The sequence below is a fragment of the Mycetocola sp. Y444 genome (assembly GCF_059445295.1).
The window spans coordinates 829432-840161 of record NZ_JCAIUB010000002.1 but is presented as its reverse complement, the minus strand read 5'-3'; the positions used below and the strand labels follow the sequence as shown (position 1 = coordinate 840161).

Below are 10730 nucleotides of genomic sequence, written 5' to 3'. Positions count from 1 at the left end.
TCAGCATCAGCATCAGCATCAGCATCAGCATCGTCAGCATCGTCAGCATCAGCATCGTTCGCACCAGCTGCGACGTCAGGATTGGCAGCCCCGCCCTCAGACGGTTTGAACAGCCCGTCAGGCCGCGGCACCGGTGACTCGGCTGATGTTGAGGCGGCGTCCGCACTCGACTCGGCAGCGACAGTGGCCTGGCCGCTGGAGTCGGCCTCCTCGCCCACGTTGGCCCCGGCCTCGCGCGCCGCCACTCCATCAGATGTACCCGGATCGCGAGGCTCAGTTGCGGCTGCGCCATCCGAGCTCAGCAACTCGGCTGCACCGGACGCCCCCACGACGGCATCCGTGTGGCTACCGGGTGGATCGTGATTCTCGTCGTCCGGAGGATCGACGGCTCTGTCGTTGTTTTCCATACCACAAGTCAACACCAGACCACTGACATTACTTCGATAAACATCTACGTTGTGCATAAGTTAAATCGTAGTTTTGTTCGAGTCCGACAAGAGGATGCTAGCTGACCATTACCGTTACCGGATCAGTCTCCGTCGGCCCTCCACACTGCTCGGAGCCCCCTACCCTCTTCCAGTCGAGGTCGACACTGCTGCTCTCCCCGGCGACCGAACCGTCCAGGCGATACGCCGTAACCGTAACCTTGTCGGGACGCCCGGCCATCACGGTGATGACCCACACATTTTCGCTTTCAGAACGCGCCAGATACGGCGGAATTTCGACCGGCGTCGCACTGGTCGTTGCGTCTGGCGTCAACCCTGGCGTCAACCCTGGCGCTGGCTCCGGAACCACATCACGGGGTTCAACCTCGACCGGCCTCGACTCAAGCGCGTCGTCCCTTGACTCGAGCACATCCTCCTCCGGCTGGATCTCGACCGGAGTTGGTCCACCGCTCAGCTGGTCAGGTTCCATGAGGGTAAGGGGCTCGTCCTCCCCAACGAGAACCTCAGCCTCCACCGCAGAACAGACGCCCGCCTCATCACAGAGACGCACCTCATCAACAGACCCGGCATCCCCGACCAGCAGCACGCGCACCTGGCTGACGTATCCGACCGGGTGGCACACTCCGCCCCAACCGCCGATCCAGCCGCAACCAGTAACCGCGACGCAGAGCGCTGACGCCAGAACGACCAACCCGATTCGATGTGTGCGCACAGACCGACCGTCCCACATCGGACCCCGCCGCCACATCACACGGTTCAAGGAGTTGTCGATCCGTTACCCTTCCAGTCCAAGCCGCTCCGCCAGGAACCGGTACGACAGCGCAGACATGTGTGCCGATTGAGCGTTCGTCGCCGCTCCCCCGTGCCCGCCCTCGATGTTCTCGAAATACGTGACGTCCTTGCCCGCATCGAGCATCCGCGCCGCGAGCTTTCGAGCGTGACCGGGATGCACCCGATCATCGCGCGTCGACGTCGTCACCAACACCGGCGGATACTCCCGACTGGGATCGAACAGGTGATACGGCGAGAAGGTACGGATGAACTTCCACTCGTCAGGGTCGTCCGGGTCGCCGTACTCCGCCATCCAGGATGCGCCGGCCAGCAGGTGCGAATACCGCTTCATGTCGAGCAACGGCACCTGAATCACCAGTGCGCCGAAAAGTTCCGGATACTGCGTCAGCATGTTGCCGACCAGAAGACCACCATTCGACCCACCCTGCGCACCGAGATGGGCAGCGGATGTCACACCACGCGAAATGAGATCGCGCGCGACAGCGGCAAAGTCCTCGAAAGCCCTGTGCCGGTTCTCCTTGAGCGCCGCCTGGTGCCAGCGCGGACCGTACTCTCCACCACCGCGGATGTTCGCGACAACATAAACACCGCCCTTCTCGAGCCAGGCCAGCCCGAGCGCCCCGGAATACCCTGGCGTGAGCGACACCTCAAATCCCCCGTAGCCGTACAGCAGGGTCGGTGCCGTTCCATCGAACGCGAGATCCTCACGCCGCACGACGAAGTATGGAACCCGGGTCCCGTCATCCGACCGGGCAAAGTGCTGGTCGATCCTCAACCCGCTCGCGTCAAAGAACGTGGGCTGGGCCTTGAGCTCGACCGGATCGGTATCCGCCTGCCCGACCTTGACGATCGACAACGTGGTCGGGGTGAGGTAATCGGTCGTCACCAGCCAGACCAGATCGCTTTCCTCACTGTCGACGGCAGCGACCTGGACGGAACCGAACTCGGGTGCGCCGGAAAACTCGCTCCGCTTCCACGTGTCATCCGCCCTCGTCAGCACATGGATTCGACTCTTCACATCGTCGAGAACCGAGATGACCAGGTGGTTGAGCGTCCAAGTCGCACTCGCGAGCGACGTCGATGGCGTCGGCTCGAAAACAAGCTCGACCGATCGGTCCCCGCCCACAAACGCATCGAAATCGGCGGAGAGCAACGAACCGGCCGCGAACGTGCTGCCGTTGAGCTCCCAATCATCCCGCAACTCGATGATCAGCCACTGCCGCGAAAAGCCGATTTCAGCGGATGCCGGAACGTCGATTTTCGTCATCGTCCCGTTCACGTCGACGTAGATTTCCGACGTGTAGAACGTGGTTCCGCGATAGACGAAGTCACGGATGTAGCCGGGCGTGTGGCTCCGGAAGGCACCGACAGACACATCGGTGAACTCCCCCTCGAAAATGACCTCAGCGGACTCGATGGGTGTCCCACGACGCCACCTCCTCGCAATCCGGGGATACCCGGAGGTGGTGACCGAGTCCGGGCCCAGGTCCGAGCAGAGGTAGACGGTGTCGTCGTCGATCCAGCCGAGGCTGCCCTTCGCCTCCGGCCGGAAGAAACCGCCGTCGTCCGGCTCGACGAACGAGAACGTGTCGAGGTCGAACTCGCGCGTCACATCGGCATCCGCACCCCCGTGCGACAGGTCGATGAGAGCCTTGCGGTAGCCGGGTCGAAGCACCGAAGCACCATGCCACACCCAGTCTTCGTTCTCGGCCGCGTTGAGCGCATCGAGGTCGAGGACCGTCTGCCACGCAGGAGCTGACGTCCGGTACTCCTCGAGCGTCGTTCGCCGCCACAGTCCCCGCTCATGCTCAGCGTCCCGCCAGTAGTTGTAGTACCAGTCCCCGATCTTCTGCACCATCGGAATCTTCGCGTCCGAGTCCAGTACGGAGAGCACCGCAGCCTCTACCCGCGCGAACTCAGGTGTGGCCGCGAGCGTGGATTCGGCCACGGCATTCCTGGCGCGCACCCAGTCCAGCGCTTCGGCACCATCGATATCCTCAAGCCAGCGATACGGGTCGGAGTCTTCGGCGAAGGTCATGCCCCTCAGCCTAGGTGGCGCACGCGACGTCCCATGAGAGTGTTGCTCGCGACGTCGAATAGAGTTTTGGCATGCCGACTCCCGATTTCGTCCTTGCTCTTCGCGAAAAGATCGGAACGGCCCCGCTGTGGCTGTCCGGGGTGACAGCTGTGGTCTTCAGGGAGAACGAGATTCTCCTCGTCCGCCGTAGCGACAACGGAGCGTGGACGCCGGTGACCGGCATCATCGACCCGGGCGAGCAACCGGCGACAGCTGCAATTCGCGAGGTCAAGGAAGAAGCGGATGTCACGGCATCCGTCGAGCGCCTCGTCCAGGTCGGGGTGACAGAGCCGGTTGTCTACCCGAACGGCGACAGGAGCCAGTACCTCGATCTCGTCTTCCGCCTGCGATTCGAGTCGGGCACACCGTTTCCCGCCGACGGCGAGAACACCGACGCCGCATGGTTCCCCGTGGACGACCTGCCCCCGATGTCCGCCGACATGACCGAGCGGATCCGTGCCGCTGTCGACAACCGGCCAGAGGCTGAGTTCTCGCTCTGATCCTGTACAGCGCTGACCCTGTACAGCGCTGACAGCGGTGCCGCTCAGCTCACGGGGGCTACCGGAGTCGCTGGGCCCGAACTACCCTCGGTGGCATGTGCAGGAACATTCATCAGCTCCATAATTTTGAGCCAGAAGCGACAGATGACGAGGTCCACGCCGCGGCCCTCCAGTACGTACGGAAAGTCAGCGGATCGACCCGGCCGTCACAGGCCAATGCCGAGGTCTTCGATCGGGCGGTCCGCGACATCGCTCACGCGACGCGCCACCTTCTCGAGGACCTCGTGACGAGCGCACCGCCGAAAGACAGAGAGGTCGAGGCGGCCAAGGCCAGGGAACGCTCGGCGAAGCGATACGCCACCGCCTGAGCTCCCCTGGTCTTCGCCGCGCCTGGCCCTTACATCTAGTTCTGCCGCGGATCGGGGTTGTTCGTTCGAATCACCTCGAGCCGTGCCCGGTACTCGGTTTCGTCGATATCGCCGTTCGCAAACCTCTGCGCGAGGGTGGCCTCAGCGCTTCGGCCTGCCTGGTGCGCCATCGCCCACGGCGGTCCTGACCGCCGGAAGCGGCGCCCGAGGAAGGCAAACAGGAGCGCGAGAACGACGATCCAGAACAGCGGGATCAGGAGGAAAAGCCAACCCGGCCCTCCACCCCAGCCGCCCGGGTGCAGGTCGAGAATTGTGCCGGGGAGAGTTGTGCGTGCCAGTGCCGTTTGTGCCAGTGCCGTTTGTGCCAGTGCGGTGAGCATCAGTGTGTCCTTTATCCGTGACGGTCCCGTCGGAACCTTCTGGTCTCACTCTCCCGAATCCCGCCCCACGGCAAATCTGCCTGGACGACGAATCGGCGGTACTCCGCACGGAGCACAGAGACGCCGGAGCTACACCGAGAAGCCGGGGGTCACCAGCCCGCTCTCGTACGCGAGCACCACCAGCTGCACCCGATCACGCGCCCCGAGCTTGGTGAGAATTCGCGACACGTGAGTCTTCGCCGTCAGTGGGCTGAGAAACAGTCGCGCCCCGATCTCATCGTTGCTCAGTCCTGCCGCAACGAGCACCATCACTTCCCGCTCCCTGGCCGTGAGTTCGGTGAGCCCCTCCACCGGCCGGCTCGCCACGAGCCCACTCGAAATGCGTTCGAGCAGCCGCCGGGTCACACTCGGTGACAGCAGCGCATCACCGGCAGCGGCGACGCGCACCGAACGGATCAGTTCAACAGGCTCCGTGTCCTTCACGAGAAACCCGCTTGCCCCCGCCGCAATCGCCTGCGCCACATACTCGTCGAGCTCGAAGGTGGTCACGACGACAATGTGGGTCCCGCCGAGTTCGGGCATCGCGGTGATCTGCTCCGTTGCCCAGAGCCCGTCACCTCCGGGCATTCGGATATCCATGAGCACGACATCGGGACGTTCGGAACGAACGAGTTCAACAGCATCCGCCCCCGTCGCAGCCTCACCGACGACATCGATGTCGGCCTCGGCCTCGAGGAGCGCGCGAAAGCCCGCCCGGATGAGCTGCTGATCGTCGGCGAGCACCACCCTGATCGTCATTTCTGCTCCCTCGGTACTGTCACGGTGACCGCGAACCCGCCCTGTGGCGTGTTCCCCATGTCGAGAGTGCCACCGAGCAGGGCCGCACGCTCCGTCATCCCGAGCAGCCCGCTGCCGTTCGACGCGTCGCGTGCACTCTGCTGCATTCCGACACCATCGTCAGCCACCCGCAATCGGATGCTGTCGCCCACGTCTTCGAGAACGACGCTCGCCTTCGACGCACGCGCGTGCCGAAGTACGTTGGTGAGGCTCTCCTGCGCGACCCGGTAGAGAGCGAGTTGCACGGTGGCAGATGGCAGCTCGGTCAGCGAATTTTCGAACGACACCTCGATGCCCTGCGCCCGGAACGAATCGATGAGCTGCGGCAACGCTGACAGGCCGGGTTCGGGTGTCAGGCTCACGGGATCGAGGGAATCCGAGCGAAGGAACGCGAGGACGCCGCGGACCTCGTCCAGCGCCGTCTTGCTCGACGACTTGATGTTCGAGAGCGACTCGCGGGTCTTGTCGGGCTGGGTGTCCATGAGATGCAGTCCAACGCCCGCCTGCACGTAGATCTGCGACAGCGAGTGGGCGAGAACGTCGTGCAGTTCGCGGGCGATTCGCATTCGTTCCGCCTGCTCCACCTCAGCCCGGTGTTGCATCGACTGCTGCCTCACCTGGCTCATGCGCTCCCGCCGTGTTCGCGCGCCCTCGGCGAGCGCCACGAGCAACGCGAGTCCGGCCGTTGCAGACGCGATCCGGACCGGATTCCAGTCCATGCCGAGCAGGGAGCCGCCGATCACCGCTGTGAGCCAACCGATGACCACGGACGTGTAGACCCACACCCTCGCACCGCGGAAAATCCCGGACACAATGGCGAACGCGAGCGCGACCGTCGGTGGTCCGACGAAGGGAGCGAGAAGCAGGTCGGCAACGGCAACCGCCGTGACAGCGGCGACTACGGGTCCGGGGAACCGCCTGGCCCCGATCAGAAGGAGCGGACTCGCGATCGCGAGGGCGAACGCCAGCCACGCGTGACCCGCGCTGTACGGGCCGGTCCGCCAGAGAATGAACAGGGTTGGCGGCACCTGCACGAGAAACGAGACGATGGCCGGGAACCACAGCCGAACGGCGGGAGGCAGCCCACGAAACCCCGGGCCGGCCGGCCCAGCGTAACTCTGTGCGCCGCCCTGTCCCGTGCGCGCTGTGTCCATCCTCCGAGGGTATCGCCAGACACCGGGCCTGGCGTCGGCCGGACGACGCGTCGGCGACTACTCCCGGAGGAGTACGAAGAGAGCTGGGAGTACGTGAAGTACCGCTATCCGAACAGGTTCACCGGCTTGACGATGTCGGCGAAGATGAGCAGCGCGCTCATCCCGCCGAGGAAGATCACGACAATAAAGGTGAGCGGCATCAGCTTGGCCGCATCGACGGGGCCCGGATCCTTGCGCGAGAAGAGCTTCGCGAAGAACCGTCGGATCGACTCCCACAGCGCCGCAGCCACGTGACCACCGTCGAGCGGCAGCAGCGGAACGAGGTTGAACACGAACAGCGCGACGTTGAGCGATCCGAGCAGTCCGACCATCGTCTGCACCTTTGCCGACACGGGAACCTCCTCGAGGCTCACGATCTCGCCCGCGACGCGACCGACGCCGACGACGCTCATCGGACCGTTGGGGTCGCGTTCCCCCGGGCCGAACGCGGCATTGGCAATGCCGACGAGCCGCTCCGGCAGGTTGAGGATCATGTTCGCAACCTGTGCGACATTGTCGCCGACGGCGGGAAGCACGGCCGTAACGGGCTGCGGCACGAGTTCGGACTGCGAACCGATACCGACGAAACCGACCTCTTCCGTGACGGGCTCGCCAGCGGCATCCGTTCGGGCCTCACCGGTGTCGTCGAGAACGACACGCTCGGTGAGAAGCGGTGTCATCGTCACCGAACGGGTCTCGCCATCGCGTTCGAGGACGACCTCGAGGTCCGTGCCCGGTGAGGTGCGGATGATCTCCGTCGCTTCGTCCCAGGTGTCGACCTTCTCACCGGCAACCGAGATGATGGTGTCGCCAGGCTCCAGCCCCGCGGCCGCACCAGGCGCGAGTGGGTCGTCAGGGTCGCAGCTGGACTTCTCGCTCGACGCGGGCAGCACACACTCGCTGACCGTCGCGATGGTTGTTGACGACTGGGGTACGCCGAATCCGACGAGCACTATGGCGAACATCACGATCGCCAGGAGGAGGTTCATGGTCGGCCCGCCGAGCATGATGATGATCCGCTTGAACACCGGCAGCCGGTAGAAGGTCCGGTCGTCCTCACCGTCACCGACGGATTCCGCACTCGCGCTCCTGGCATCCTGCACGAGTGTCCTGAAGAACCCCCGGCTCGCCGAGTTCTCCTTGTCGTCCTTCGCCGGCGGATACATGCCGATCATCGAGATGTAGCCACCGAGCGGAATCGCCTTGACGCCGTACTCGGTGTCGCCCTTCTTCCGCGACCAGATCGTCTTGCCGAAGCCGATCATGTACTGCGTGACCTTGACCCCGAACAGCTTCGCGGGAACCAGGTGACCGATTTCGTGCAGGCCGATCGACACGGCGATGCCGATCACCATGATGACGATGCCGAGGATATAGAGCAGGACGGTTTCCACGCCAGAACACTACATCCCCGCGCTGGACGGCCGCTGTCGGCGTGCTGTGAATGAGCGTCGATCCCCGTGGGGCTTTCGCCCCGGTGTCCGCACGGGGGCCTGTGAGAACATGGGCTGTGCGTCCTCTCCACCCCACCCCCAAGCCCCTTGTCGATCTCGCCGAACACTTCACGCTCGCCCTGCACAGTGATGCACCGGACGTTCTGCTCACCGGCATCACCATGAACTCACGGGATGTCGAGCCCGGTGACCTCTATCTCGGGATCCCGGGGGCGCGATTCCATGGAGCAGCGTTCGCGAAGGATGCCGTGGCTCGCGGAGCCGTCGCAATCCTGACGGATGCCAGTGGCGCGGTTGACGCGACGGCCGCCGGCGTTCCCGTCCTCCTGGTCACCCACTCGCCGCGGGATATCGCGGGCGAGGTGGCGGCGTGGCTCTACGGCACATCGACAGACCGACCGCTGACCCTCGGTGTCACCGGTACGAACGGGAAAACGTCGACGGCGCATTTCCTGGACGCGCTCCTCACCCAGCTCGGTCGAAAGACCGGCCTCAGTTCAACCGCCGAGCGACGGATCGGCGACGAGGTCGTCGTCAGCTCACTGACCACCCCTGAGGCGCCCGAACTTCACGCCCTGCTCGCGCGGATGCACGAGGTCGACGTTGACGCGGCGGTCCTCGAGGTGTCAGCCCACGCCCTCACGAGGCACCGTGTCGACGGTGTCGTTTTCGACGTATCGGCCTTCACCAACCTCAGCCACGACCACCTCGACGACTACGCCGACATGGACGAGTACTTCGAAGCGAAACTCGCCCTGTTCACCCCCGAACGGTCACGGAAAGCGGTTGTGAGCCTCGATACCCCGGCCGGTTTCGCTGTGGTGGAACGCGCCGGTGTCGATGTCGTGACGATCTCATCGACGCCGGGAGTGGCATCCGACTGGACCGTCACGATCGACGACGAGAAGCCGGACTCGACGGCGTTCACCGTGCACTCGGAGCGCGCTGGTTCGTTTTCGACGAGGGTGCCGGTGATCGGGCGGCACATGGCCGCCAACGGAGGGCTCGCAATCGCAATGCTCGTCGAGGCCGGGATTTCACCCGCCGAGATCCGTTCGGTGCTCGACCGGGACGGTGGCATCGTCGCGACCCTTCCCGGCCGCTCGGTGCTCGTGCCGGTCGTGGACGGTCCGACCGTCTACGTCGACGCCGGCCACAGCCCCGACGCCTTCGCCAAAACCCTCGAGTCGGTGCGGTCACTCACGCGCGGCCGCGTCATCATGGTCGCCGGCGCGAACGGCGACCGAGACGCACTCAAGCGACCCGAGATGGGCCGGGAAGCGGCCCTGGGCAGCGACGTGCTCATCATCACCGATCACCAGCCGCGATCCGAGGATCCGGCAGAGATCCGCAGCGCCGTCCTTGCCGGTGCACGCGAGGCAAAGCCGGACGGCGACATCCGCGAGATCGCGGCGCCGGAACTCGCGATTCGCGCCGCGGTCGCCGAAGCAACCGCCGAAGACACCATCCTCTGGGCCGGGCTCCCCGAGAAGGAATACCGAGAAGTAGCCGGTGTCAAGATTCCGTTCTCGGTGCTCGACGAGACCCGGGCAGCCCTGACCGAGGCGGGCTGGGTCACCCTGTAACGGCCTGACGTCAGCCGAGTCCTGCGATCAGACGATCAGCCGTGGCTCGCGCCCACGACTCGGCCTCGGCGAGGGATTCGAGGGTGAGCTCCCCGTCCGGGTTGTGCGCATCGACGACCCGCCTGACGGTGTCGACGATGTCGACGAAGCCGAGACCTCCCGCGTGGAACGCCGCGACCGCCTGTTCATTGGCTGCATTGAAAACTGCCGGGTAGGCCCCACCGGCACGACCGACGGTCTTCGCCAGTTCGACCGCGGGGAACGCGTCCGAGTCAAGCGGTTCGAAGCTCCACGTGGATGCCGTCGTCCAGTCGAGCGGACGCCCTACCCCAGACACGCGGTGCGGCCAGTCAAGACCGAGCGAGATCGGCAGGCGCATGTTCGGCGGTGAGGCTTGCGCAATCGTCGAGCCGTCGATGTACTCGACCATCGAGTGCACGATCGACTGAGGGTGAACCACAACGTCGATGCGCTCGTACGGCACGTCGAAGAGCAGGTGCGCCTCGATCACCTCGAGGCCCTTGTTGACGAGGGTTGCCGAGTTCGTCGTGATGACGAGTCCCATGTCCCAGGTCGGGTGGGCGAGCGCCTCGGCGGGAGTCACCTTCGTGAGCGACTCGCGTGTTCTCCCACGGAACGGACCACCGGATGCCGTCAGCACGAGACGACGGACCTCGGCGCTCGTTCCAGAACGCAGCGCCTGGGCGATGGCCGAGTGTTCGGAGTCGACGGGGACGATCTGCCCCGGCTTCGCGAGCCGCTTCACGAGGTCGCCGCCGACGATGAGCGACTCCTTGTTGGCGAGCGCAAGGGTGCGGCCGGTCTCGAGAGCGGCGAGTGTCGGACCGAGTCCGACCGAACCGGTGATGCCGTTGAGAACGACGTCAGCATCGACCGACCGCACCAGCCGCTCGGCATCCGCGGCACCGAACGCAATGTCGTCGACCGAGAACTCCGCGGCCTGGGCGTGAACCTCGTCCCGCTTGCTGTTCGCACCGAGGCCGACAACCTCGAACCTCTCCGGGTTCGCCCGGATGACGTCGAGGGCCTGGACACCGATGGACCCAGTTGAGCCGAGAATTATGACGCGTCGCATC

At 65.0% G+C, this 10730-nt stretch carries 11 protein-coding genes; 3 read left to right on the top strand and 8 right to left on the bottom strand.

What is annotated here, in order from left to right; genetic code table 11:
• From AC1C2M_RS10590 to AC1C2M_RS10580, 3 genes are all read right to left on the bottom strand, one after another.
• The coding region (locus AC1C2M_RS10590) for a hypothetical protein (protein WP_495436350.1) at positions 1–407 on the bottom strand (407 nt) is incomplete at its 3' end.
• Between the two features lie 97 nt (positions 408–504).
• Positions 505–1158 carry a hypothetical protein gene (locus AC1C2M_RS10585; protein WP_495436348.1) on the bottom strand — a complete coding sequence of 218 codons (654 nt, stop codon included), beginning with the start codon at positions 1156–1158 and terminating at the stop codon, positions 505–507.
• A gap of 63 nt (positions 1159–1221) precedes the next feature.
• A complete protein-coding gene (locus AC1C2M_RS10580; protein WP_495436346.1) occupies positions 1222–3276 on the bottom strand; it encodes a prolyl oligopeptidase family serine peptidase in 2055 nt (684 codons plus the stop codon).
• Positions 3277–3347: 71 nt separating this feature from the next.
• Here AC1C2M_RS10580 and AC1C2M_RS10575 point away from each other — a divergent pair, with 71 nt between their 5' ends.
• Both AC1C2M_RS10575 and AC1C2M_RS10570 read left to right on the top strand, forming a co-directional pair.
• Positions 3348–3815: an NUDIX hydrolase gene (locus AC1C2M_RS10575; protein ID WP_495436345.1), complete on the top strand. Its 468-nt coding sequence runs from the start codon at positions 3348–3350 to the stop codon at positions 3813–3815.
• Positions 3816–3910: 95 nt separating this feature from the next.
• On the top strand, positions 3911–4183 hold the full coding sequence (locus AC1C2M_RS10570; protein ID WP_483405715.1) for a DUF2277 domain-containing protein: 273 nt from the start codon (positions 3911–3913) through the stop codon (positions 4181–4183).
• Positions 4184–4218: 35 nt separating this feature from the next.
• Here the strand turns inward: AC1C2M_RS10570 and AC1C2M_RS10565 are convergent, their stop codons facing one another.
• The 4 genes from AC1C2M_RS10565 to AC1C2M_RS10550 all read right to left on the bottom strand — a co-directional run bounded on the left by AC1C2M_RS10565 (position 4219) and on the right by AC1C2M_RS10550 (position 7987).
• A complete protein-coding gene (locus AC1C2M_RS10565) occupies positions 4219–4563 on the bottom strand; it encodes an SHOCT domain-containing protein (protein ID WP_495436343.1) in 345 nt (114 codons plus the stop codon).
• 129 nt (positions 4564–4692) lie between these two features.
• Positions 4693–5361 carry a response regulator gene (locus AC1C2M_RS10560; protein ID WP_483405713.1) on the bottom strand — a complete coding sequence of 223 codons (669 nt, stop codon included), beginning with the start codon at positions 5359–5361 and terminating at the stop codon, positions 4693–4695.
• The gene (locus AC1C2M_RS10555; protein ID WP_495436341.1) at positions 5358–6554 is read right to left on the bottom strand and encodes a sensor histidine kinase; all 1197 of its coding nucleotides are present in this window, start codon (positions 6552–6554) and stop codon (positions 5358–5360) included. The genes AC1C2M_RS10560 and AC1C2M_RS10555 overlap by 4 nt, the downstream gene beginning before the upstream one ends.
• A 104-nt stretch (positions 6555–6658) precedes the next feature.
• Positions 6659–7987, bottom strand: a complete 1329-nt coding sequence (locus AC1C2M_RS10550; RefSeq protein ID WP_495436340.1) for a M50 family metallopeptidase — start codon at positions 7985–7987, stop codon at positions 6659–6661.
• Positions 7988–8103: 116 nt separating this feature from the next.
• On the opposite strand from AC1C2M_RS10550, the gene AC1C2M_RS10545 reads away from it, so the two are divergent.
• Entirely contained in the window at positions 8104–9633 is a 1530-nt protein-coding gene (locus AC1C2M_RS10545; RefSeq protein WP_495436338.1) for a Mur ligase family protein, read from the top strand.
• A 10-nt stretch (positions 9634–9643) separates the two neighbouring features.
• On the opposite strand, the gene dxr is transcribed toward AC1C2M_RS10545, so the two are convergent.
• Positions 9644–10729, bottom strand: a complete 1086-nt coding sequence (dxr, locus tag AC1C2M_RS10540) for a 1-deoxy-D-xylulose-5-phosphate reductoisomerase (protein WP_495436337.1) — start codon at positions 10727–10729, stop codon at positions 9644–9646.
• Position 10730 lies beyond the last annotated feature (1 nt).

Coding starts and splice junctions, on each gene's coding strand:
- AC1C2M_RS10580 (WP_495436346.1), bottom strand. CDS start 3,276: ATGACCTTCGCCGAAGACTCCGACCCGTATCGCTGGCTTGAGGATATC.
- AC1C2M_RS10575 (WP_495436345.1), top strand. CDS start 3,348: ATGCCGACTCCCGATTTCGTCCTTGCTCTTCGCGAAAAGATCGGAACG.
- AC1C2M_RS10570 (WP_483405715.1), top strand. CDS start 3,911: ATGTGCAGGAACATTCATCAGCTCCATAATTTTGAGCCAGAAGCGACA.
- AC1C2M_RS10565 (WP_495436343.1), bottom strand. CDS start 4,563: ATGCTCACCGCACTGGCACAAACGGCACTGGCACAAACGGCACTGGCA.
- AC1C2M_RS10560 (WP_483405713.1), bottom strand. CDS start 5,361: ATGACGATCAGGGTGGTGCTCGCCGACGATCAGCAGCTCATCCGGGCG.
- AC1C2M_RS10555 (WP_495436341.1), bottom strand. CDS start 6,554: ATGGACACAGCGCGCACGGGACAGGGCGGCGCACAGAGTTACGCTGGG.
- dxr (WP_495436337.1), bottom strand. CDS start 10,729: ATGCGACGCGTCATAATTCTCGGCTCAACTGGGTCCATCGGTGTCCAG.